Genomic DNA, 24,402 nt, shown 5'->3' with positions numbered 1-24,402 from the left:
ATTACATAGGCTTAAGGTTGTTCGTCTTGACTCAACTTAATTGAATCGATTACTGATAGATTTCTGGTTTCAAAATACCGATATAAGGAAGATTACGATAGCGTTCTGCAAAGTCAAGGCCATATCCTACTACAAACTCATGAGGAACTTCAAATCCAATCCAGTCCACTTCCATATCTACTGCACGACCAGAAGGTTTGTCTAGTAACGTAACAATCTTCACAGAAGCTGCTTTTCTATATTTGAACATATCTTTAAGGTACGCTAGTGTACGTCCAGTATCGATAATATCTTCTACAAATAGTACATGTCTGCCTTCTACATTAGTATCCAAGTCTTTAAGGATTTTAACCTCTCCTGAAGAAGTGGTTTCGTTTCCGTAACTAGAAACATCCATAAAGTCGATTTCTAGATAAATTTCCATGGCTTTTATTAAATCTGCCATAAAAGGTAACGCACCTTTCAACACACCTACAAGTAAGGGGTTCTTGTCATGATACTCTTCTTTCAAGATTGCTCCAAGCTCTTGTACTTTTGCTTGAATTTCTTCTTCTGAGATTAGAATTTTCTCCATATCTGATTTCATTGTTTAATCGACTCCTTCTATTTTATTCGATGATTTCTTTTTAATTATAATCTTCAAGTAACAACACGTAATGCATTCTATCAGGTTTAGGCTGGATAGACAATCTTGATTCTTGCAGCCCAACAATCCAGACAATTTCACCACTTGCATCTTCTAAGATAATCAGCTGATTTCTTTGAGACATTGGAATCTTTCTATCAATCAAAAGATCTTTGATTTTTTTTGAACCATCCATACCTTTTACTCGAATTCTATCTCCCGTTTCCCTGTGTCTGACTTTAAGTGGTAATAAGATCGAATCCATTTCAAGCGCAATTTGTTCTACTCCGCTTTCAACTGTTGGACAAGTATCGGAACGAAATAAGCCTAATCTTTTCTGCCCAGGAAGTTCAATCCATTCTCCAACATTTATAAACAATGGTTCAGCTAAAATGGCTAAAGGCTTTTGTGGTATCCGAATCAAAATCTTTTCGTATTCTCTTACCGCAATATATCCACCTGGTAGATCGAACGAGCTATTGGGGTCTTTTTGCTTTAGCCAGTCAATTAATAAGGTGATATGACTTTGCTTATATTGACTTTCTGACTGTTCATACAATTTTTCTAGCAGCTGTTTAAGTATTTGCTTTTGCATACTTCTATCTTCATTCAAGAATTTAGAACGATTCAGTTTAATTTCATTTTCTGTATATTCAGCGCACTGATTGGTTCGTTCTTCTATTATCGGTAGTGCAATGGACCCGATTTCATTGACTTCCTGCGCAAAATTAGAGAGGTGTGCTTCAACCGCTTCGTTTTCTTTTTCCATCAGAGGCAATATCTGATTCCGATATCGATTTCTACTATACATCAGAGATTGATTGGTCTCGTCTTCAAAGTAATTGAGTTGAACACACTCAGCATATTCGTATAAGTCTTTCTTCGAAAATTCTAGAAGTGGTCTGATAACCTTTCTACCATGAAAGTCTCTTACGGGCTTTATCCCTGAAAGATGTTCTAGCGAACTACCTCTCACTAACTTCATCAAAATGGTTTCTGCTTGATCGCCTCTATGATGAGCCGTTACGAGTTTGTTTAAATCGTTTTGGACCATTATATCTAAAAAGAATGCATACCGTTGATTTCTTGCAGCGGCTTCTAGACCAGACTTAGGATGAATTTGTTTTGCCCACTTTTGGGTGTATAAGGGTAGTTTGTGCTGTTTGCAAATTTGTTCAACGGCTTTTTGTTCTTTCTCAGAGGCTGCCCGCAATTGATGATTCAGATGCGCGACTGAAATATGTGGTCTGCACTTAGTTGGTAACTGAAGCATCAAGTTTAAGAGGACCATAGAATCCACGCCGCCGGATACCGCTAGAAGTACTTGGTCATCTTTTGAAAAGTAACTTTGACGTATCACACGTTCGGCAAACCTTTCAGCTAATTGCATTCAGCTCTCTCCTTTTTTTGATTCCAGCATACTTCTTTACAGTCTACAGGAAACAAAAAAGGGCTAGGGAACTTCCCTAAACCCTTTTTCAACATACATTTGTTTAATTGAGTAGCAGATAGGTGTGCACCTGATTCAAAGTAGAATCGGTTAAACACATCCGGATAGTATGCTTTACTTATCCTCGGCGTCCGCCACGCCCACCGCGTTTATTTTCTGTACTACGTTTTAAAGTCGTCAGGCGATCTTCGCTGTCTTTCAAGAAAGAATTCATTAAAGAATCAAAGTCTTCTTTTTTAGGAGCTGCAGCACTACTGCGTTTATTCGAATGATTACTTGGTTTTGGACGTTGAGGCGCTTTTCTCTTAGGAGCTTCTTCGGCAGGTTTTTCCTGAGCTTTACGAATAGATAATCCGATTTTCCCATCATCTGCTATAGTCAGGACTTTAACCAATACAGTTTGTCCCACTTCTAATACTTCGTTGATATTTTCTACATAACTATCGGATACTTCACTAATGTGTACTAATCCTGTTTTTTTATCTCCAAGATCGATAAATGCACCAAAATTCGCAATCCCTGTAACCTTACCTTCTACTTTGCTTCCCACTTCGATTGACATGTTTTCTTTGTTGCCTCCTAGTTAATTTGTACGTATTATACCATGCTGATTTTTTAGAATAAAGTCTTTTAGAAAGGTTTTGACCATAATGTTCAAAATCGTTCGCTTTTACCCACTTTATTTCCCTCAACAAGACGTACTTTTTTGATTAAAAATAACAGTTACCTGGTCTACTAGACTTTCATTTTATCCTGTAGACTATTCTTGTTCATCGACTTCTGTTTCCTGATCAGACCCTTTTTTGTCTTGGACATTCAGATGATCTGGCTTTTTATCTTCCGGAAAGCTGAAGACAATCTCATTATCTTTTGTCAGATAATATTCGCTTCTAGCTAGTTTCAAAACGTATTCTTCATTTTCCAACAGACCGATGTAATAGTTTAGTTTTTCTTGGTCCATCTCCAAAGATTCAAATTTTTCCCTAGCTTCTGCTTGTTCAATCCTTGAATCTTGAAGTTGAGACTGGTTCTTGAATAAAGGCACAACTAAAAGAGAAACGAAAAACAACCCCACAACCATGATCAGCGTCGTCCGTCTTTTGATCATTTTTTTTCTTTTTTTATTTCGAATGTTCTCAAGTGTCTTTTCTTCTATGTACTGGTTTTCTAATTTAGTGACGACTGGTCGTTTTTTCTTTTCCATTTTACCCTCTATCCTTTCAACAGAATCTCTTTTCTAGTAATAAACCTGATTATAGCAATAATCTTTCCTTAATCAAAGGATTGTCACGTTAATTTAATATTATGGATTAAATGACATGTTTTGTTTTAGAAAGATTATCACTTTTAATCAGTTCAAAAAAGGTCTTCAGCTATTTTTGTTCGATTAATCTTGTTCTTTATAGCGTTCTTCAATCACACTATAAAGTTCTTTCGCTTCGTCTTTTTTCGTTGTGTCCCTTAAATCTTCTACTTTGGCAATCATTGTTTTGTTTCCAAATTTGATTTCCAGCTCGTCGCCTACTTTTACAACACTAGAAGATTTAGCTGTTTTACCATTGATCTGAATACGGTCTTTATCCGCTATTTCTTTTGCAACGGATCTTCTTTTAATGATTCTCGATACTTTTAAAAATTTATCTAATCTCATTTTAAAACCCTCTCTCTTCTTTTTCTTTTTTCTTTATTTCTTGCCACAAGGCATCGACTTCTTCTGGTGTATTTGCTTCGACACCGTCAAACACATGAGGATGTCTTCTTCTAAGCTTACGGTTGATTCCATCTAGCACTTCTTCTAAGGAGAACATACCAGCATTTTCTGCAAGATTTGTATGATAGAGAATCTGCATCAAAACATCCCCAAGCTCTTCAATCACATTATCAATATCATCGTTTTCGTATGCTTCAATCAGTTCCTGCGTTTCCTCTTTCAAATAGGGTAGAAGTGTTAGAGCTGTTTGCTCTTTCACCCAGATATCTCCAGATTCTCCTGTGATTGCGTCAATATAATACTGAAGTAATTCAAAAGAGGTCGTTCTTTCATCTCTATCTAGTGCCGGAACATAGATAGATCTTAAATTGTGCACACCTTCAAAGCGATCCAGTTCATATAACGGCATCCATTGTTTCTGCTCAGATAAACCGCCAGCGGCATCTACGACACAGATTTGATGCTCATCAGGATACTTTTCCATCAAAGTCAGCTTCACTTCACTGGCCATGAGTTGATTGAATACTTGCATGATGATCACAGACTGACCGGTTTGAATGACGTCTGTCGACAGGTCAAACGCATCTAATAGTTGAAATCCATCGACAGGGTCTAGTTCTAGCGTCTGAAACATATCGTCGATAAAACTTTTTCCTCCTATAACATCCACTTCTTGATCGGATTCAATCAACAACTGTACAGTACGCTCTGCTACCATCGGATGTCCTGGAACAGCGTATACAATATCTTCTTCTTTTGCGAGTTCAATTAACTTGTCTACAATAGCTGGATAAACTTGATCAAACGTATCGAATTTTTCGTAATCATTATCAAAAAAGTTCATTTCAACGCCTTCAGCTTGTAATTCTGCAACTGCCGGATGATCTTTTGTACGGACGAACAGTTTATCTGCTTGTTTGATTTTCCTGTATACACCGAGAGGGATCTGATCTAAGTTTGAAGAACCTAATCCGATGATTTCGATTTTCCCCATTTTCATACCGCCTTTACCTTAAAATTTCTTTCTAAGTGGATCCATCAATTTTTTGAATGGAATATACCGCCACTCTTGTTCCGATAATAAATCAAGCCGAATCAGACCAATCAGAAAAACAAATCCACCGATTCCTGTTCCCACTAGTGTCAACATTAATGAAATCAATCTACTTGAATGAGGTAGCAACTGACTCAACCCTAACATGCTCAAGTAGGTAACGATTCCCATAACGGCTAGTACAAAGAGCATTTTAACAATTTTCCACTCGTTCAAGAATCTATGCCACACCGTTCTTGGCATCTGTAAATTCATAAGCACAAGCACAATTAAAAGCGCAAGAATTGTTAAATAGCTAGATCCTATAATTCCCATATACATTACAGCAAGACGATTAAGTGATGCTTTAAATACTAATCCAATAATCAGTGCCAGCACAGGCATCAGTTTTTCTGTGCCGCTTTGGATGACAGAGTGTGTGGTGCTGACTAGAGAAGCAAAGATGATGCTAAGCACATACACCTGAAGGACATCTGTACCCATCTTATCAGAAAACAGTGCCTCATTTATCCAAGGCATGACTGCGACTAATCCAATAGAAGCGGCTCCCGAAAAAAGTAACGTAAGATTCAAAACCGAAAAGGTGCTATTTTGCCACTCGACTTCTTTTTTCTCTTGTCTGTACTTTCTTAATAACGGGAGCGCACTTGTTGAAATCCCTAGACCAACAACCAATCCTAGCTGGACAAAGGGCTGACCTCTATCATATATTCCCTTTAGACTCATGGATAATTCTTCAGAAACACCTGAATCAAGCAAACCGTTATAAATCGTAAAGGAGTCCATTAGTTGAAATAAGACCATCATACTACTCATTGCTGTCAAAGGGAGACCCTCAACCGCCAGTCTCTTTCCTATCTTTAAAAATTTTTTCTTATCCACCGGCTGTAAGTTCGGTGTTTTTTCAATTCGTTTCAATGCGTATCCTAGTAATATCACTGACCCGATCACTCCCGCAACCCAAGAAGAAGAGATTGCAAAAGTCCCCATTTCATATACAGTCCAATCAGTTATCGTAAACAAATACGCTACTCCCAGTAATACTGCGATTCTTGCAACCTGCTCGCCAACTTGCGAAATCCCTGTTGGAACCATATCTAAATTCCCTTGAAAGTATCCTCTTACACTTGATAGAAAAGGAATAAACAAATAAATAAAAGAAACCGACTGAATGACTGGTAGTAATTCTGGATCGCCCATTTGTTCTGCTAACCATGATGCCCCTAGAAAGAATACAGCGAAAAGGCTAATCGATCCAAGTGTCAGCCACACGCCCACTTGCTTCGCAATCGATTGCTGCATAGCTGGATCTTTTTCTTCTGCAATGAGCTTTGATACGAAAAGCGGTAACCCATTTAGTGCTAGCGCGACTGCGATACCGTAAAAAGGATAAACTTGCTGATAAACATAAAACCCTTCATCTCCAGTTAAGTTCTGAAATGGCACCTTGTATATAGCACTTAAAACTTTGGTTATAAATGCTGCAACAGATAGAATAACCGCTCCGCGCATCATATGATTCTGATGCTTACCGACTGTATTACTCATTTTCCTGACCTACCACGGTTTCTGTTTTACTAGCTCTGTATTCAGCAACTGTTTTAGTAAACAATACGAGCACATCCAACCATTCGTTGGCCACCATTTTAAGGGATATTTTGAAGTCAATACTCAATAACTCATTTGTATGCATGTCTGTTTTTAATTGAATAGATTTCAACGCTTTAAAGACTTCAGGTAAAGGCAAGCTTTGTGTTCCTTCTTTTGAGAACGTGACGGTTACTTTCCCTTTTCCACGCTTGATCGTACTAACTAGCGCGAGATCACTATACATTTTCAACTGACCGATTGTCAGTAAATCTGCGACTTCTTGCGGATAGTCACCGAAACGATCGATCAATTCATCTTGAAGTTCAACGTAATCTTCATCACTTGAGAATTCTCTGATTCGTTTATAAAGTTCGATTTTCTGTCTTTCATCTTCTACATAGGTTTCCGGAAGATAAGCGTCAACTGCAAGGTCAAGCTCAACGTTTGTATGATGCTGCGTTTTATCTCCACGTTTTCTAGCAACGGCTTCAGAAAGCATTTGAGAATACAAATCAAATCCAACTGAATCGATAAAGCCATGTTGCTGCTGTCCAAGTAGATTTCCGGCTCCACGAATAGATAAGTCTCGCATAGCAATCTTGAATCCTGATCCTAATTCTGTGAAATCCTTGATGGCTTGCAGTCTTTTTTCACTCACTTCAGTCAGAATTTTGTTCGGTTGATGCATAAAATAAGCATAGGCTACCCTACTACTTCTCCCAACGCGCCCTCTTAACTGATACAACTGAGATAGACCCATTCGGTCAGCATCTTCTACTAACAATGTGTTCACATTGGGCATATCGATACCTGTTTCAATGATGGTCGTTGTGACGAGCACGTCATATTCTCCTTGAATAAATTCAAATAGAACATTCTCAAGCTGACCTTCTGTCATTTGACCATGCGCAATACCTATTTTAGCATCTGGTACAAGTTGTTGAAGCTCTTCGGCTCTTTGTTCGATCGTACTCACTCGGTTATGCAGATAAAACACTTGTCCTCCACGAGCGATTTCTCGTTTCATAGCTTCAGCAACGACTGCTCCGTTCATTTCCATAACGTAGGTTTGAACAGGATAACGGTTAGCCGGTGGTGTTTCAATAACAGATAAATCTCGAACCCCCAGCATCGACATATGCAAGGTTCTTGGAATCGGAGTTGCTGTCAGCGTCAAGACATCTACTTCATTTTTCAGTTGTTTTAGTCGCTCTTTGTGTTTAACACCAAAACGTTGCTCCTCATCTACCACAAGTAATCCTAAATCTTGTAACTCAACATCTTTAGAAAGTACTCTGTGTGTCCCAACAACAATGTCTACTTGTCCTTTACGTAATCCATCTTTCACTTTCTTGATCTGTTGACTTGTTCTGAAACGACTCATCAATCCAATCTCAACAGGGAAATCGCTGAAACGCTCTACCATCGTTTCATAATGCTGTTGCGCTAGTACAGTCGTTGGGACCAAAATTGCTGCTTGCTTACCGTCTTGCACGGCTTTAAAAATCGCACGCATAGCTACTTCTGTTTTACCGTATCCAACATCTCCTACAAGCAGACGATCCATTGGCTTGTCTTTTTCCATATCTCGCTTAACTTCTTTGATTGAACGTATCTGATCATCTGTCTCCGTGTATGGGAAAGCATCATCAAATTCGTATTGATAAGCGTTATCTTTGGAGAATGGATAGCCTGTTTTTCGTTCTCTCTCTGCATATAGTTCGATCAAATCATCAGCAATATCTTCTACCTGACTCGCAACTTTTCGTTTCGTTTTAGACCAGGCCGTTCCACCAAGTTTATTGATTTTAGGCGTCTTTCCTTCAGAAGACACGTACTTTTGAAGCAAGTTAATTTGTGTGACTGGGATAAATAACTTGGATTCATTGTCGTAAACGACAGACATATAGTCCTGATGCACGCCACCAATTTCCATTGTCTCCATACCTGTATACTGACCGATACCATGATTGACGTGAACTACAAAATCTCCAGGACTTAGTTCCGAGTAACTTTTCAGTCTTTCTGCATTCGAAATATTCTGACGTCGTGCTCTTTTCTTATTCACACGGTTAAAGAGTTCTTTTTCAGTCAGTACAGCTAACTTCTCTGTAGGAAGTTCAAATCCGTGTTGAACAGTGGAAGGAATTACTTGAATTCTTTTTTCAACAATAGTTTGATCATCTGACAGTACACTTGGGATTTCAAAGTCTAAAAGAGTCCGATTCACTTTATCTGCACGGTCTTCGTCAACTGTCATCACAACTACTGTGTAGCCCTGTTTCTCCCAACGATCCATTTCGGTTTTTAACAGATGCATCTGTCCAAAGAATTGCTGCATACTTCTATACTGAAAAGGATGAATCGCATCAAATTTCAATCCACCCATTCCTTTTTGAAAAAGCGCAAAATGGATAGTGTCTTGATGATGCTTTTTGATTTCTGTTTTAAAATCATTTGAAAAAGATTGTCCTTGAAGTATTTGTCTTTGCTCTAGTTGTGCGGTCACCCATTCTGCTTCTTCCTCATCTGAGAAAGCATCTCTTTCGAGAACTCTTGGATATTCATCCATTACGATAATGGCATCTTCAGTTGTATAATCCATTACAGAAGCTGGTTTTTCATATAGAAAGTCTCTGAATTTCACCAGCTCATCTGGCTGTTCACCGTCTTCAAGAGCCGTAATGACCGCCTGAATATTTTTACTTAGTTTCTGCTTTTCTTCATGATCTTCTATTTTTACCAAGTTTTTGGATAAAGCTTTTTTCAATTTCTCAGCTGCTGGTGCCATCTGATTTTTTGTTATCAGAAAATCTGTCGCTGGAAGGATCGAAAGTTTTTTTGCATTACCAATAGATCTTTGTGTATCTGCATTAAAATACCTCATTGAGTCGACTTCAATATCAAAGAATTCTATTCGAACAGGGTGTTCTTCAGTTAATGGGTAAATATCGACAATTCCCCCGCGCACACTGAATTCTCCTGGTGCCGCAACTTTTTGCTCTCTACGGTAACCCATTCTCACTAATGTATCTGCCAATTGATCAAACTCGACCTCTGATCCTAGTTCAATCGTAATATGCGACTGCTCAAATACCTCTTTTGGCGGCAATAATTTGCGAACGCCTGCTAAAGGCACAATAACAATGCCGGGTTTTCCTGATACGAGATAATCCAGTGCCTGCACTCTTTCTGCTCTGGCCTCCGGAGACGCAATCGCCATTTCTGCATGAATCATATCATCTACTGAAAATACAAATAACTGGTCATCAGGAACGAGACCAGTGAAATCTGTCAATAATTGGTTGGCGTGATACAAATTCTGTGTAACAATCACGATTTGTTTCTGCTTTTCTTTCAACAAAGAAGAAAGAAATAATGATCTAGCTGATCCGGCAATCCCCGTAACAAGCTGCGTCTGTCGTTCCCCTATACGAGAGAAGACTGTTTGAATCGATGGTTTTTCTATTAAAAAATTCGTTATAGTAGACAATAGTTTCCTTCTCCTTTTTCTGAAATACCTACTCGTTTATGATTTAAGGTCTTTAACTTAATTGAATTTTGTCATCGTGTCTTGAAAGCTTTTGCCTTCTGACCAGTACTTCACAGCATCAGCAGTCACTTTAACGGCTTCAAGCATATCTTGATGCACCTCTTTTTCAAATCCACTTAGTACATGAGAGACAACTGACTGGCTTGGGTAGGGTCTACCTACACCGATTCGAATACGATTAAATTCTTTTGTGCCAATGTGCTGGATAAGGCTTTTGATTCCATTATGTCCTCCAGCACTTCCCTTTGTTCTCAGACGAACTTTACCAGCAGGAAGGTCCATATCATCATATACAATGACGATATCTTCTTCTGTCAAATCATAATAATCCATCCAAGGTCTAATAGATCTTCCAGAATCATTCATGTAAGTCTGTGGTTTGATCAGTAAGACTTTCTCCGAACCAATCCGCCCTTCAGCATAGACAGACTCAAATTTACTTTTGTTAAATGCTAAACCCAACTGGTAAGCTAATTCATCTAAAGCGATAAAACCGATGTTATGTTTCGTATCACTATATTTTGCACCCGGATTTCCTAGGCCAATCACTAATTTCATATTCAAACTCCTCTTGATTTTTTGATATATACATGCAAAAAAGCTGAACAGATAAACCGTTCAGACTTTTATTTTTATTTATTGTTCTCTTACCTCTAATTATACCATAGTCGTATAACGAATAACATCTTTCTAACTTACATTAGGTCACGACAAAAGCCATGCTCGATGCTTTAGGTTTTCTTGATAAATTGATTTCTACAGCTTGGACAAGTAATTTTAATTTTACCTTTACCTTTAGGTACACGAACCGCTTTCTTACACTTTGAACAAGTATAGAATTTATAGACTTTTCTTTGTGCTTGTCTATTTTTCAGTTTTTGAATTTTTGTCGTAAGATTTTGTTTCATTGCACTATAATATCTGTATTCTTTGTAACGATTTGTTTTTTCTTTAGATAATATGCGTAAAACAGCATAGGCAATCAACGCAATCCCTATAACTGAAAGAATCATTCCGCCTATAAAGTTAGAAAGTACATTGATAATTAACCCTAACATCAGTAATACTTTTGAAAGCTCATCTATTCCGTAGCGTCCATTCATATAAAAAAGCATTTTTTGGATCCATTGCACAAGAATCATTCCTTTTTATTTTGTCTACTCAGTCTATCAAAAAAATGTTAAGAATTCGTGAATATCTGTCCTTTAAACGCTTTTAATTGAACACAAAAAACCGAAGTTTCCTCGAAAGGAAACTCCGGTCAATACTATTTTTTAATGAATGCTTACTCTTCTTCTGCAGGTGCTGCTTCCTCTGAAGATACGATAATTGTTTCGTGACGAACTAAATCTTCTGCGTTCGCTTCGTCTCCAACTTCCCAGCTATCATCATCTGAAACGCCAACTTCAAAAGTCATATCTTCTTCCGGTGTCGGTACAGCGTAGGTAAATCCGCCTTCTTCAACAGCAGGTTTTTCGATAACTTCTCCGTCAGAGATCACATAAGCAACGGGTTCAACCCCTTCTTCTGTTGCAGCAACAGATCCAGTAACAACGGCTTCTCCACTTACTGGAGAATAGACATATCCATCTGCAGTCCATTGTGCTCCAACAATTTCTAATTCAATTGCAGAAGTATAGCTTAAACTGTCAGAGTCGATGTCATCAATGATGTCCATTGCGCTATCACTTGAATCTTCTGTTTCAGTTGCTGACTCATCTGTTGTGTCAGTTCCTGTTTCTGTTTCTGGCTCAGTTGCAGCGTCCTCTTCACCAGAGTTACATGCACCTAGTAGTAATCCCGATACAGTTAAAAGCCCCACTAATTTTTTGTAATCCATTTTCTTGCTCCCCCTAATATACGTATTCCCTGTCCCGAACTTTTCAAGACAGTAAGACAAATTTTTCTTTCAAGATTATGGTACCATATAAAAGTTTTTATAACAATCAAATTTCCCTCAAGAAATTCCATATATTTTATTCCACTTTAAAATAACCCTATTATTAAAGGTGATTTTACTATTTAGGTGCGATAAAAAAGTGAAATCTACACAATTAAAAAATAATGATTAATATAACAATATAATTAGTTAGTTATATTAATCATTATTTATTTAGGTCGCTTCTTTTACTTTTTTAACGCTTCATAGACTGTGACAATTTTTTCAATCAATCTTTCGTCTTGAAGTCCAGTTACATCTTTTACCACTTCAGGTATTGTTTGCTCTTTAAGGTTAGCCTGAAGTTTTACACTTTCCTCATCAGCAACATCGTTATAGTGTAAAGCTTTACCTACTGTACTGACAAGAAAATCAACAGCGAGACCTCTTTCAGATGCTTCTCTGATTGGTCTGATAAATCGTTCGTCGTATCCTAATTTTCGGATAGGCGTTCTGCCCACTCGAGTAACTGCATCAGATAATCTTGGATTTTCAAAACGTGAAATGATTTTTTCAATGTAAGCTTCATGCTCTTCGGGGTCAAACGACCATTTTTCAACCAATAGCGCACCTGTTTCTTTAAGGACGCTCTTCACCTCATCAAGTACTGCTTGATCTTTTAAAGATTCATCGATTGTATTATAACCAGCAAAGGCCCCGTTATAAGCTACTGTTGCATGCCCAGTATTTACCGTGAATAACTTTCTTTCAATGTACGGTTCAAGGTCTTTGACGTAATGCACATGGTCTAATTTCAACTTAGAGTTTTTAGATTGTGTTGAACTGATGACCCATTCTTTATACGGTTCGACGGTTACTTTTAATGGATCTTCATGTGTCTGTTGGGGCACGATTCTATCAACTGCCGCATCCGGAAATCCAATGTACTTTTCGATATAGTCGATTACTTCAGCATCTTCAATATGCTTCAATACTTCAGCTTTCAAAAAGCTACTGCCACCAATCATATTTTCACAAGCTACAACATCTAATGGATCTTTACGATCTGCTTGATGTCTCTTTTGGATTCCTTTTGCGATTAGTGGAGCGATTCTAGGTAGGATATTCGGTCCAATAGCTGTTGTAATCAAATCCGCATTTACAATCTCATCGACTACTTCATCTGGGTTTTCTGCATTATTGATTCCATAAACATTGTTAACTAGGATCAATCGATTTTCTTCTGACGCTTCTTCAATGGTGTACTCTTTTTGTTCGTTCAAAGCGTCGATCACTTGTTTATTCACATCTACGAAAGCAATACGAGAATTATTTTGATTCAAAATCTCACCAATAAATCCTCGACCAATATTTCCTGCTCCAAAATGTACTGTCAGCATTATCCTTCGATACCTCCCAATAATTGTACGATTTCTTTTTCAGATTTTGCATCTGCCAGTTTTGTGACATTTTCAATTTCTGAACAATAGATCGCTATTTGAGAAAGCACTTCTAAATGATCATCTCCTGCCCCTGCAATTCCAATTAGGATCATCGCAAGCTTATCTTCTCCTTCTTCTCCAAAGTTGATACCGTTCGGCACTTGAACAACTGAAATACCTGTTTTGTCGATCAGTTGCTTGGCGTCTTCCTTACCATGAGGGATTGCAATAAAATTCCCCATAAAAGTAGACACTGTTTCTTCTCTTTCAAGCATAGATTCAATATATTCTGGCTGAACGTAGCCACCATCAACTAGCAATTGACCTGCTTTTCTGATTGCTTCTTCTTTATTGCTGAACGTTTGGTTTAAAACTACATTTTCTTCTCTTAAAATCGTCATATTCATCATCTCTCCTACTTTATTTTCTCTAAAAACAATTGATTTAAATGCTGTTGAATTTGCTTTTCTGATCCTTTGTTGAATAAGTTCAGATTGGCATCACTTTCCACTATAGATGCACTGATTGTTCCCATCATGTCTTGTGTCAATTCATCCATTGGATCTGGAGCAAGTAATAATAAAATACGATCTAGTTTCATTATCTTTCTTTCCATATTCATCATTTCAAATGATTCTGGAAGATCCACTATACTGAAATGCGCCTCTTTAATAGACGAATGCACACAGTGAAACAAACCTAGACCAGTATTTGGAATACCTATGGGTGCTGTAACCATTCTTTTTTCAAGTTTTTCTGATACAGCTAGCGGGTCAGTCAAAACGCTACCAGATAAATTTAAACAGATTTGCTGTAACGTCAATCTCAGCGTATCATAATTGCCTATCTTTTGAACAGAAAAGGACTCTAGTAATTGGTTCACTTTTGTGATTTTTGAAAAGAAATCCTGAAATGTCTGGTGTTCGACGCCTACTTTCAGGCTATTGTCAGCTTGTCTCAGCTTCTTGATCTTCTCACGTAGCACTTGTTCAATGTACTTACGAATACTCTTAAGCTCATCTTCCATTAGTAATGGCGTAACCACTTTATAATCTTTTTCAAATCCCTGTAGAAAAATCGTGGATAAAATCAGATCATACTGTTCGAAATTGAGCTGGTGTAACTGCGAAATTCTAGAAACATCAACAGTCGTTACTTCTGGAACGTTTTTCCTCAAACGACTTTCCAATATTTTGGCAGTCCCCATCCCGCTAGAACAGATAATCAGTACATTTAGTAATTGCGCACTGGAATTCCTTTCATATGCTGAAGCGAAATGAACAACTACATATAGTAATTCATTGAACTGAAATTCAAATTCAGGAAACAAGCCGGCCATTCGGTTCTGGATAACCGAGCTCAGTTCAGTGTATTCTTCGTGGATTTTTTCAAGAAGTGGGTTATTCACTTCAGGCATGGGTGCTTTGTTCCGCTGGATCGCCGCTGAGATATGAGCGAATAAATCCCGGAACAATGTCTCATCTTGATAAAACGGCATATACATATCTTCAGAAACCAGTCGAATCAATTCACGTACTTTGAAACTCAGCTGCAAGTCATAATCGTCTGAGAATTCATCTCTTAGTGGCACATTCAGTCCATCAATCTGGAGTGCCAGAAATACAATTTCTTCCTGTGATAAGGTTTTTAATCCATACCGTTCACTCAGGTCATTGAAGATCTCTTTTGAGATCCCTACGCTACGTTCGCGAACTTTGTCATTAATCTGATGCTCGTGGATTGCTTGTTTAACAGTATGGTTTTGTTTAATACGCATGACTGAAAACGTCAGAAACAAAATTAAACTTTGAAGTTGGGTATCATTGACGTCTTCAAACTGAAATTCCCCAAACTGTCTGACCAGTCGGTAAACCGTCTCCATAATATCGGGATCCAACACTTCTAAAAAGGGATTTCTACTTTCATGAAATGCATCTTTTGAAATAATTGCCTGTTCATCAAATAATTTAAAGAAATTGTATTCATTTAGTTCACTTGCAATTAATCCACTCACAATGAGTCGCAAAGACGCTTCAGAAGAGATCACTTTGATTCCGCGAGCTTTTCTTTTTACAATTTTAATATCATATTCTTTGAAAATATCTTCTATTATTTGCAAATCTTGCTGCACTGTACCTGTACTCACTTTCAAATCATACGCCAACGATTCTGTTTTCAGCTCTTCTTCTTCCAGAAGCAGCGTGATCATAAGCAAACTCTGTCTTTTTTGGGTGGTCAGTTCGTCAGATGCACTGTAGAGTTCCGATTTCAGTTCTTCTATAAATCCTTTATTTCCTTTAATGAAGTACCCTTCATTTTTTTTATATAGCTTCAACTGATATTGGGCTAGTGTACTTTCAATACTAGATAACTCACGGTAAACAGTCCGCGTACTCACATCCAATTGGCTAGCTAGATAATTGATCGTGATTCCGTTTTTTTGATTCAACAATAATTCTAATATAACTTTTTCTCTATTTGAGATGTACAGGTCGTTCACCTCTTTTCGTAGTTTACCTTCTAGGTTTAGTATACAGAAAACAAAGAAAACAGTGAATTTCTCCACTGTTTTCCGTGCTCTCAAATATTTAACCCTATTTGTTTAACTCGGTTACTAGGACTGATTTTTTATTTTTTCAACGATTTCATCGTACTTAGGACTACCTAAGAAATTGTCTACAGATACATGAACTGCACTAGGCGTACGTTGTGAAGCTCTTTCTGTTAATTCTTCTTGGGTGATGATCAATAAACCTTCTTCATCCTGCAAGTTATTGATTGAAGAGTTGGTCACGTTGATGCTTAACCCAGCTTCTTTTACTTTTTTCTTCATCAGTGAAGCACCCATTGCAGATGATCCCATCCCTGCATCACAAGCAAAGATGATTTTGTTTACAAGTGTGTCTTCTACTGCATCCACACCAGTTGCAACATCTCCAGCACCTACTGCACCAGCATCGTTCATTGTTGTTTGACCTTTCGATGTTGCTTTATTGGCACTTGATTTCGCAATTGCTGCGTCTAACGCTTCATCACTATCCTCTGTACGATCTAATTTCAAGACTAATGCGCCTACCGCGAATGATGCAGCTGCTGCTACAAGTACACTTGAAATAACAGCGATATAAGATCCATTAGCTGTTGCACCTAATACCGCAAGAATCGAACCTGGTGAAGCTGGCGAACGCAATGCGCCTCCTAGAAGTACGTTTGTTAATGTCCCAGAAACACCACCTGCGATAGCTGCTAAGAACATTGCTGGTTTCATTAGTACATATGGGAAGTAAATTTCGTGAATCCCACCGATAAAGTGGATAAATACCGCACCAAATGATGAAGATCTTGCTGAACCTTTACCAAACACCATATAAGAAAGTAAAATTCCAAGACCCGGTCCAGGATTTGCTTCAAGCAGGTAAACGATTGATCTACCAGTTTCAGCTGTTTGTTGCGCACCAAGTGGTGTAAAGATACCGTGGTTGATAGCATTATTTAAGAACAATACTTTAGCTGGTTCAATAAATACGTTAACCAGCGGAAGTAAGTTAGCATTGATAATCCATTCTACCCCAGCAGCCATTGCTTGGTTCAACCCTAAGAAGATTGGACCAATAGCAGCAAAAGCTATTAACGAAAGGACGAAACCAATAATACCACTTGAAAAGTTATTAACAAGCATTTCAAGCCCTGTCGGAATTTTATCTCCAAAAAAGTCATCAAATTTCTTGATTGCATAACCACCTAGTGGTCCAACCCCCATTGCTCCAAGAAGCATTGGTGCATCGGGTGCTCCCATAATCACACCCATTGTTGCAATAACCCCTACAACTGCTCCACGCTGACCGTGAACCATGCTACCACCTTGATAAGCAATCAAGATTGGAATCAGATAGTTAATGATTGGTCCAACCATTGTAGCTAAATTTTCGTTAGGTAAAAAACCGTCTGGAATAAATAGCGCTGTCAAAATCCCCCACGCAATTAACGCTCCGATATTCGGCATAACCATTCCACTTAGGTATGAACCTAGACGTTGAATAGCTGATTTCCCACCTTTACTCTGTGTCTGTTGCATTATGCATTCTCCTTTTGTATCTATATTTTAAAATAATTGCTCTCTTTACTCTTTTATTGTAAGCGCTCCGTTTTAGGAATACTAGTCCAAGTAGTACGAGCTTTGTCACAACCCTTTTGACAAACTCCTAGTTATGACACTTGTTTTGAAAAAAGCTCTCCTCATATTTAGATTCTTAACCAAGAACGTCTTTTCGCTTAACAATCTAAAGTCTCCTATCTCAAACTTTAGATTGTTAAGTGAAACATCAGCGATACTCTATTTCCATTGTCATGTATACCAATTTTATTTATTATTCCAAGGTTCTATTTGACAAACGTCTTCAATGATTATAATATTGTGATGCGTCAAGGAAACAAATTACAAAAAAACAGTATATACCAATTGATTTTTGGTCTATACCTTAAAAAAGAAAGAAGGAAAACAAATATGTGCGGAATCGTAGGATATATTGGACATAAAGATGCAAAAGAGATTTTATTAAAAGGATTAGACACTTTAGAATATAGAGGATATGACTCAGCTGGTATCTATGTTACTGATGAATCAGATAATGGTCATTTATTTAAAGAAAAAGGCCGCATTGCTGCACTTCGTGATAAAGTTGACAATTCTGTTACTGCTTATTCAGGTATTGGTCATACTCGTTGGGCAACACATGGTGTGCCAAGTGTTGAAAATGCTCATCCACACCAATCTACAAGCGGTCGTTTCACTATTGTACATAATGGTGTAATCGAAAACTTTGAAGAAGTAAAAGATGCTTATCTATCAGATGTTCACTTCCACAGTACTACAGATACCGAAGTAATCGTTCAATTAATTGCTTGGTTTGTAGAAACTGAAGGTTTGGAAACAATCGATGCATTCAAAAAAGCAACCGTTACACTTAAAGGGTCATACGCTTTAGCTTTAGTGGATAGCGAAGCTCCAGATACTTTGTATGCTGCTAAAAACAAATCTCCTCTATTACTTGGAACTGGCGAAGGATTTAATGTTATTTCTTCTGATGCTATGGCAATGGTACAAGAAACGACTCAATTCATTGAATTGATGGATGGCGAAGTGGCTACTTTAACAAAAGACTCAATCAAGATTGAAGATCTAGCTGGAGAATTAATCGAACGTGACAGCTACACTGCTCATATCGATGCAAACGACCTGGATAAAGGAACTTACCCATACTACATGATCAAAGAAATTGATGAGCAGCCAGCTGTTATGCGTAAACTTGTTCAACAATATCAAAATGAAGAAGGTCAACTTGAAGTTGATGAATCTATTCTAAAAGAAATCCAAGAAAGTGACCGTATTTACGTTGTCGCTTGTGGTACAAGTTACAACGCTGGATGGGTTGGTAAACAACTTCTTGAACGTGTAACTGGAACACCTACTGAAGTGCATTTAGCGAGTGAGTTTGCTTACAATACGCCACTATTGACTAAGAAGCCATTTTTCATCTTCTTATCTCAGTCTGGTGAGACTGCTGATAGCCGTCAAGTGCTTGTTCAAGTAAACCAAGCTGGTTACCCTTCATTAACACTTACAAATGTACCTGGCTCAACGTTGTCACGTGAAGCTAAGCACACATTATTGTTACACGCTGGACCAGAAATTGCAGTTGCTTCCACAAAAGCCTATACAGCTCAAATCGCTGTTCTTGCGATTCTATCTGAATGTGTAGCTAAATTTAATGGAGTAGAACACTCTATTGATGTAGCTCACGAGTTAGGTATTATTGCAAATGCGATTGAAACGGTTATTGACGATCACGAAATTTTTGAACACCTATCTGTTACTCACTTAAGTACTAGCAAAAATGCTTTCTATATCGGACGCGGTATTGACTACTATATCGTTATGGAAGCAGCATTGAAATTAAAAGAAGTTTCTTACGTTCAAGCTGAAGGCTGGGCTTCTGGAGAGTTGAAACACGGAACGATTGCTTTGATTGAAGAAAACACACCAGTTATCTCTATTATTACGGATGAAGTATCTGGTCCGCATACTAGAGGGAACGCTCACGAAGTGATTTCTCGTGGTGCACACAGTATGATCATTTCTATGGAAGGTCTGGATCGCCAAGAAGATGCATACGTACTTCCTAAAGTTCATGACTTGTTGACTCCACTGATCAGTGTTATCCCAACTCAATTGATCGCATACTACACTGCGCTACACCGTGGTAACGATGTAGATAAACCTCGTAACCTTGCAAAATCTGTTACTGTAGAATAATCATCTAAATCTTTTTGTCCCCCTTAAGCAATGGTCGCTTTCAGACCTACTTAAGGGGGTTCTTTTATTTGTTTTTAATTCGAACAGAAATTTTCACTACAAACTCTTCATAACCATTTACTGATAAATCGTCTAAAAGCGTTTCTTCATAGAAGTATCCTTCAATCTCTATTTGGTTTTCTTCTATATAATTAATCATTTTTTTGTAACTGACTGGAAGTTCCGTTTGAGTATTATCATGATAGAACACAATATACTCTCCAGCTTCTTTTACAAAGTTACTATATCGTCTTTCTGACACAGTTGTATAAATAGAGTCATAAATTTCGTAATCCTTTTTCAATATCTTTTCAGAATGAAGCATCCAGCCGATCGACCTTGATAATGCGGATTTCTTTTTGATGGATTGCAAGCTTTCAAAATGACTTTGCATACTCTCAAGAAGAATATCTTCATCCACAACTGAGCCCGCTTTTGTAGTAAACATAAATGAGGGCTTCATGAATTCAATTTCCACTTTATTAACGTCTTTCTCAATGGCTTCAGTTGTATTAGCAATTCTATTGTTCAAAACTTCTTCCATGGACTGTAATTCTGAAATTTTCTTATGTAAAACCTTTTTTTCTGTGTTTAATAATTTTACGAGATTTTCTGGTGACTTATGATTCATATAGCTCTTCACTTCGTCTAATGAAATTCCTAGCGTTTTAAGTAGCCTTATGGCCTCAAAAACTTCCGTCTGATAAATCGAGTAATACCGATATCCGTTATCTTTTTTCATTTCAGGAGAAAAAATTCCAATTTTATCATAATAAAATAAGGTATCTTTTGGGACTCCTACTAAATCGGCGAACTGTCCTGTTGTTAAATAATATTTTTTTTGCATGAATATCTGAATACCTCCTTGACTATGGGCTTACTCCATAGTTTATTATAGCAAATAGATTAAAAATAGGAGCATTGATATGAATAAGACAAATTATTTAGGACAAAAACACACTTTTACTTCTCTCGTGAGTTACGCTATGCCAACGATTATTATGATGATTTTCACTGCTATTTACACGATGGTTGATGGCATATTCGTTTCCAGATTTATCAATACAACTGCACTTTCAGCCATTAATATATTCTCCCCAGTATATGGTTTAATATGGGCAATCGCTTTGATGTTCGGTACAGGGGCGAATGCCATTATCGCTAGGCAATTGGGACAGAAAAAGACCTTAGAAGCGAGGAAAAACTTTTCCCTCATCATCATAACTAGCCTTGTTTTCGGTGTTTTGTTAACTATATTCGGTCTACTATTGTTACGGCCAATGCTGTCGGTACTAGGTGCAGACGAAAGCGAAGCTTTGAATGAATTTACAACTATTTACGGAGGAATCATTATTTCTTTTATTCCTTTAACTTTTTTACAAATTTTATTTCAGAACTTCTTTGTTACTGAAGGAAAACCTCATTTCAATCTCATCATTACGATTATTGGAGGGGTAGCGAATATCGTACTAGATTATCTATTTATCGTTCCATTCAATATGGGGATTGCCGGAGCTGCATTAGCAACGGGAATCGGTATGGCTATTCCAGCGATTATCGGCGTCTGGTACTTCTTCAGATCTGAACGAACTAGCTTGAAATTTGTTAAACCCGATTTAGACTGGACGTTCTTAATTAAAACCTCTGTGAACGGTTCTTCTGAAATGATTTCCAATATCGCAGCTTCTGTGACTATTTTCGCTTTGAACCTATTAATGCTCCAATATTATGGAGTTGATGGGGTTGCTGCTATTACGGTGATTAATTATATATTGATGTTATTAACGGCTATTTTTATGGGATACTCGGCTGGTATTGCCCCTATTATCAGTTACACTTATGGAGATGAAAACCATAAACAGCTACAGAACACTGTAAAATACAGCTTTGGGTTTATTCTAGCTGTATCTCTCGCAACGCTTTTAGTTACATTTCTATTTGATACTCAGATGATTTCGATCATGATTTCTCCTGAAACACGTGCATACGCGATTGCAGTTGAAGGATTTAGCTTGTTCAGATTTGGTTTTGTTTTTATGGGCTTCAACATTTTTTCTTCTATGTTATTTACTGCTCTTTCAAATGGAAAAATCTCTGGTATCATATCTTTCTTAAGAACTTTCGGTTTAGTTCTTATTGGATTTTTAGTTCTACCAATGATCATACAAGAAACCGGTATTTGGATTACTATTCCATTAGCAGAATTTATTTCTATCATGATTTCTATTTACTTTATCTTTAGAAAAAATAAGGTCTATAACTATTTGCCTTCTTTTAAGAAGAACGCTAAAATTTAGAGTATGCTTTACCCTTCCGACAGACTTTCTCTACACTAGAATGACAAATGTTTACTATATTAAGGAAGTGATGTATTGTATCGTTTGAAAAGACTTTTATTGGATAAAATCCATCAAATTAATAAACCTATGATCATTGGTATTTCTGGTCATGGTGCGGCTGGCAAAACTACATTCGCTCTTTCTTTGATTGAAGAACTTGGAGAACAGGCAGTCAATTATTTGAATACGGATCCCTATATTGTAAATTCAAGCGTTAGGAAATATACGACGATTGAATATTCCTATATGGATTCTCTTCATAGATATAAGATGACTGCCTGTCATCCAGATGCCCATTATACACTCGCTTTAGAAAGAGACCTGTCGATGATTCAAAGAGGTTTTTCTTTTCCAACGATTGATGTTTCTTATCTAGAACAAAAAATAGTCTCTTCTGAGAAATCTATTACGATAGTTGAGGGTATGAGTGTTGCCTTTGTCAATCCAGAATTACTTGATGTATCGGTTTACCTTTATACTGATGATAATACGGAATGGATACGACGGACCGATCGCGATGTATCTGATAGAGGCAGGAGTTTATCTTTTCTAACAGATTCTCATAACGAAAGACGGATTCAGTACACTGAGTTTATGCATCCTTTCAGCGAACATTTCGATATTATTGTTAAACATACGGAAAATGAAATCAAAATTGAAAAAGGCTATTAGCCAAAAAGAATCCTCCTCCAGTTCAAATGAATTGGAGGAGGATTCTTTTTTTTAGTTTATGCTTCAGTAGGTTGAGTAGCTTGAACCCCGCCTTCTTCAACTTGTTCGATGCCTTCAGTACCCTCAGTTTCCAGCTTATACGCTTTTTGATCTACAATTCTAAAGAATGGATAGTAAATTCCTGCTGAGAGTAAGATCTGCACCATCTGCCAGGCTCCCCCTCTCCAACCACTGAGTAAGAATCCAGAAATGATTGGTGGGGTTGTCCAAGGAATATTCGCACCATTTGCGTAAGGTACAAAACCAGCTGACATCACGAAGTAAGTCAAGGCCGACATGACGAGTGGCATCAATAAGAATGGAATCATCATGATTGGGTTTAAAACAATAGGAAGTCCAAAGATCAGCGGTTCATTGATATTGAACAAACCAGGTACAATAGCTAGTTTACCTAATGTCTTATATTGTTCCGATCTGGCAAACATGATGATACAAAATGCCAAACCTAAAGTAGCCCCTGATCCACCTAATTTAACAAAGTTATTATAGAATTGTGCATTAATAATATTCGGTAAGATTTCTCCAGATGCAAATGCCGTAGCATTCTCTGCAGTTAGATTCAACCATATCGGATTCATTACTGCACCAACAATGTTCGCACCGTGAATACCAAATGACCACAGTAAGCCTTCAAAGATAAAGATCATGAACGTCGTCGGTAATGTTCTAGACAAAGCTAGTAGTGGCGTTTGTAGGATCTCAAAAATAAAGGCATGTGCTGTTTCATAAGAAACTAAACTAAATCCGATTCGTATAAAGTTGAAAAGAATAATGACAATAAATCCAGGTACGAGCGCTGAAAAGGATCTTGCGACATTTGAAGGTACAGAATCCGGAAGTTTAATAACCTAACCTTTTTGAATCACTAATCTATAAATTTCTGTCGCTATAATAGCTGAGATCATTCCAACAAATAAACCACTCGCACTTAGATTTAACATTGGAATTCCTCTAGCTTCGTTTGCAGCTGTAATCGTCGGTGTTAAAACAAAGAACGCTACTAGAGAAATCAGAATTGCACCAACATCATCCACTTTGTAATAGTTAGCCAACGATTTAGCCATACCAATCATAACAAAAGGTGTCATAATCTCCATTGTCATGTCATAAGGAACTTGAAAATACGATTTCCAATCGGCTCCGAGCAATCCTTCCATAAATCCTGGGTAACTCTCAATAGGTAAATTGGCAAAAAGTAAGAAAATAGATCCAATAATAAGTAAAGACATAGCCCCAAAAAATCCCGCCTTGACAGTGGTCAAGTAACGATTTGAATCTAATTTAAATGCGATAGGAGAAAGTACATCCGATAATTTATTCAGTGCGTTTTCCATTTATAAAACCTTCTTCCTCAAAATAGTCAAAACTTAATATTAAAGCGATTTCATTTTAAAATGATGATCCTTTGAATTTTCTCTGATTCATAATGTGAGCTCAAGAAAATTTCTTTTCTATCATTATGCACCTTGAGAGTATAAAGAAAACTAAAACTGAAAAGTTATAACCTTTTCTATAATTCAATTATATGTGGACACCATATTTTAAGCAAGCGTTTTCTTTGTTGTTATATCAACGTTTACAGTGTGTAATCCATTACATATGCGTCGTTGTCACTTATCTAGTTCAAAAATTTTTTTCATTATAACTCTTCATTGAATTTATACATAAAGAACTT

At 37.4% G+C, this 24,402-nt stretch carries 19 protein-coding genes and 1 pseudogene; 3 read left to right on the top strand and 17 right to left on the bottom strand.

All coding sequences use genetic code 11. The features are described from left to right. Window positions 1-49: 49 nt before the first annotated feature. From hpt to ACFP65_RS02775, 15 genes are all read right to left on the bottom strand, one after another. On the bottom strand, window positions 50-586 hold the full coding sequence (hpt, locus tag ACFP65_RS02845) for a hypoxanthine phosphoribosyltransferase (RefSeq protein WP_225744680.1): 537 nt from the start codon (window positions 584-586) through the stop codon (window positions 50-52). A 40-nt stretch (window positions 587-626) separates the two neighbouring features. Beyond that, window positions 627-2,015: a tRNA lysidine(34) synthetase TilS gene (tilS, locus tag ACFP65_RS02840; RefSeq protein ID WP_379915699.1), complete on the bottom strand. Its 1,389-nt coding sequence runs from the start codon at window positions 2,013-2,015 to the stop codon at window positions 627-629. A 178-nt stretch (window positions 2,016-2,193) separates the two neighbouring features. Next, complete coding sequence (locus ACFP65_RS02835; RefSeq protein ID WP_327756887.1) at window positions 2,194-2,637, bottom strand: S1 domain-containing RNA-binding protein; 444 nt, start codon at window positions 2,635-2,637, stop codon at window positions 2,194-2,196. 198 nt (window positions 2,638-2,835) lie between these two features. Further along, the gene (locus tag ACFP65_RS02830) at window positions 2,836-3,279 is read right to left on the bottom strand and encodes an FtsB family cell division protein (RefSeq protein ID WP_379915697.1); all 444 of its coding nucleotides are present in this window, start codon (window positions 3,277-3,279) and stop codon (window positions 2,836-2,838) included. Between the two features lie 183 nt (window positions 3,280-3,462). Beyond that, entirely contained in the window at window positions 3,463-3,726 is a 264-nt protein-coding gene (locus tag ACFP65_RS02825) for an RNA-binding S4 domain-containing protein (RefSeq protein ID WP_379915695.1), read from the bottom strand. A gap of 1 nt (window position 3,727) precedes the next feature. Then, a complete protein-coding gene (locus tag ACFP65_RS02820; protein WP_379915693.1) occupies window positions 3,728-4,780 on the bottom strand; it encodes a MazG nucleotide pyrophosphohydrolase domain-containing protein in 1,053 nt (350 codons plus the stop codon). Window positions 4,781-4,798: 18 nt separating this feature from the next. Further along, a complete protein-coding gene (locus ACFP65_RS02815) occupies window positions 4,799-6,388 on the bottom strand; it encodes a putative polysaccharide biosynthesis protein (protein ID WP_379915691.1) in 1,590 nt (529 codons plus the stop codon). Then, window positions 6,381-9,923, bottom strand: a complete 3,543-nt coding sequence (mfd, locus tag ACFP65_RS02810; RefSeq protein ID WP_379915689.1) for a transcription-repair coupling factor — start codon at window positions 9,921-9,923, stop codon at window positions 6,381-6,383. Before mfd ends, ACFP65_RS02815 begins: the two co-directional genes overlap by 8 nt. Window positions 9,924-9,980: 57 nt before the next feature. Continuing rightward, window positions 9,981-10,541: an aminoacyl-tRNA hydrolase gene (gene pth, locus ACFP65_RS02805; RefSeq protein ID WP_379915688.1), complete on the bottom strand. Its 561-nt coding sequence runs from the start codon at window positions 10,539-10,541 to the stop codon at window positions 9,981-9,983. Between the two features lie 173 nt (window positions 10,542-10,714). Continuing rightward, the gene (locus ACFP65_RS02800; protein WP_379915686.1) at window positions 10,715-11,116 is read right to left on the bottom strand and encodes a hypothetical protein; all 402 of its coding nucleotides are present in this window, start codon (window positions 11,114-11,116) and stop codon (window positions 10,715-10,717) included. Between the two features lie 152 nt (window positions 11,117-11,268). Further along, window positions 11,269-11,823, bottom strand: coding sequence for a hypothetical protein (locus tag ACFP65_RS02795; protein ID WP_379915685.1), 555 nt, complete (start codon window positions 11,821-11,823; stop codon window positions 11,269-11,271). Between the two features lie 287 nt (window positions 11,824-12,110). Further along, entirely contained in the window at window positions 12,111-13,262 is a 1,152-nt protein-coding gene (locus ACFP65_RS02790; protein ID WP_379915683.1) for a mannitol-1-phosphate 5-dehydrogenase, read from the bottom strand. Further along, the gene (locus ACFP65_RS02785) at window positions 13,262-13,705 is read right to left on the bottom strand and encodes a PTS sugar transporter subunit IIA (RefSeq protein WP_379915681.1); all 444 of its coding nucleotides are present in this window, start codon (window positions 13,703-13,705) and stop codon (window positions 13,262-13,264) included. The genes ACFP65_RS02790 and ACFP65_RS02785 overlap by 1 nt, the downstream gene beginning before the upstream one ends. 14 nt (window positions 13,706-13,719) lie before the next feature. Continuing rightward, window positions 13,720-15,804 (bottom strand): BglG family transcription antiterminator, encoded by a 2,085-nt coding sequence (locus tag ACFP65_RS02780; RefSeq protein WP_379915710.1) that lies wholly within the window; start codon window positions 15,802-15,804, stop codon window positions 13,720-13,722. A gap of 114 nt (window positions 15,805-15,918) precedes the next feature. After that, on the bottom strand, window positions 15,919-17,379 hold the full coding sequence (locus ACFP65_RS02775) for a PTS mannitol transporter subunit IICB (RefSeq protein WP_379915679.1): 1,461 nt from the start codon (window positions 17,377-17,379) through the stop codon (window positions 15,919-15,921). Between the two features lie 429 nt (window positions 17,380-17,808). On the opposite strand from ACFP65_RS02775, the gene glmS reads away from it, so the two are divergent. Next, window positions 17,809-19,617 (top strand): glutamine--fructose-6-phosphate transaminase (isomerizing), encoded by a 1,809-nt coding sequence (gene glmS / locus ACFP65_RS02770; RefSeq protein ID WP_379915677.1) that lies wholly within the window; start codon window positions 17,809-17,811, stop codon window positions 19,615-19,617. Between the two features lie 64 nt (window positions 19,618-19,681). Here glmS and ACFP65_RS02765 read toward each other — a convergent pair whose 3' ends face one another. Next, the gene (locus ACFP65_RS02765) at window positions 19,682-20,503 is read right to left on the bottom strand and encodes a MerR family transcriptional regulator (RefSeq protein WP_379915675.1); all 822 of its coding nucleotides are present in this window, start codon (window positions 20,501-20,503) and stop codon (window positions 19,682-19,684) included. Window positions 20,504-20,582: 79 nt separating this feature from the next. Here ACFP65_RS02765 and ACFP65_RS02760 point away from each other — a divergent pair, with 79 nt between their 5' ends. After that, window positions 20,583-21,953, top strand: a complete 1,371-nt coding sequence (locus tag ACFP65_RS02760; RefSeq protein WP_379915673.1) for an MATE family efflux transporter — start codon at window positions 20,583-20,585, stop codon at window positions 21,951-21,953. Window positions 21,954-22,028: 75 nt separating this feature from the next. Further along, a complete protein-coding gene (locus tag ACFP65_RS02755) occupies window positions 22,029-22,667 on the top strand; it encodes a uridine kinase family protein (RefSeq protein WP_379915671.1) in 639 nt (212 codons plus the stop codon). Between the two features lie 56 nt (window positions 22,668-22,723). On the opposite strand, the pseudogene ACFP65_RS02750 reads toward ACFP65_RS02755, so the two are convergent. Then, window positions 22,724-24,061: pseudogene (locus ACFP65_RS02750) on the bottom strand (PTS sugar transporter subunit IIC). Window positions 24,062-24,402: the final 341 nt, after the last annotated feature.

The organism is Marinilactibacillus sp. GCM10026970, from assembly GCF_042660675.1.
Classification (GTDB): Bacteria; Bacillota; Bacilli; order Lactobacillales; family Carnobacteriaceae_A; genus Marinilactibacillus.
The sequence above is the reverse complement of the archived record's forward strand: the minus strand, read 5'-3'. Positions and strand labels throughout refer to the sequence as shown.

Coding starts and splice junctions, on each gene's coding strand:
- glmS (WP_379915677.1), top strand. CDS start 17,809: ATGTGCGGAATCGTAGGATATATTGGACATAAAGATGCAAAAGAGATT.
- ACFP65_RS02835 (WP_327756887.1), bottom strand. CDS start 2,637: ATGTCAATCGAAGTGGGAAGCAAAGTAGAAGGTAAGGTTACAGGGATT.
- ACFP65_RS02760 (WP_379915673.1), top strand. CDS start 20,583: ATGAATAAGACAAATTATTTAGGACAAAAACACACTTTTACTTCTCTC.
- ACFP65_RS02830 (WP_379915697.1), bottom strand. CDS start 3,279: ATGGAAAAGAAAAAACGACCAGTCGTCACTAAATTAGAAAACCAGTAC.
- ACFP65_RS02785 (WP_379915681.1), bottom strand. CDS start 13,705: ATGACGATTTTAAGAGAAGAAAATGTAGTTTTAAACCAAACGTTCAGC.
- pth (WP_379915688.1), bottom strand. CDS start 10,541: ATGAAATTAGTGATTGGCCTAGGAAATCCGGGTGCAAAATATAGTGAT.
- ACFP65_RS02825 (WP_379915695.1), bottom strand. CDS start 3,726: ATGAGATTAGATAAATTTTTAAAAGTATCGAGAATCATTAAAAGAAGA.
- ACFP65_RS02815 (WP_379915691.1), bottom strand. CDS start 6,388: ATGAGTAATACAGTCGGTAAGCATCAGAATCATATGATGCGCGGAGCG.
- ACFP65_RS02790 (WP_379915683.1), bottom strand. CDS start 13,262: ATGCTGACAGTACATTTTGGAGCAGGAAATATTGGTCGAGGATTTATT.
- ACFP65_RS02775 (WP_379915679.1), bottom strand. CDS start 17,379: ATGCAACAGACACAGAGTAAAGGTGGGAAATCAGCTATTCAACGTCTA.
- tilS (WP_379915699.1), bottom strand. CDS start 2,015: ATGCAATTAGCTGAAAGGTTTGCCGAACGTGTGATACGTCAAAGTTAC.
- ACFP65_RS02765 (WP_379915675.1), bottom strand. CDS start 20,503: ATGCAAAAAAAATATTATTTAACAACAGGACAGTTCGCCGATTTAGTA.
- hpt (WP_225744680.1), bottom strand. CDS start 586: ATGAAATCAGATATGGAGAAAATTCTAATCTCAGAAGAAGAAATTCAA.
- ACFP65_RS02795 (WP_379915685.1), bottom strand. CDS start 11,823: ATGGATTACAAAAAATTAGTGGGGCTTTTAACTGTATCGGGATTACTA.
- ACFP65_RS02820 (WP_379915693.1), bottom strand. CDS start 4,780: ATGGGGAAAATCGAAATCATCGGATTAGGTTCTTCAAACTTAGATCAG.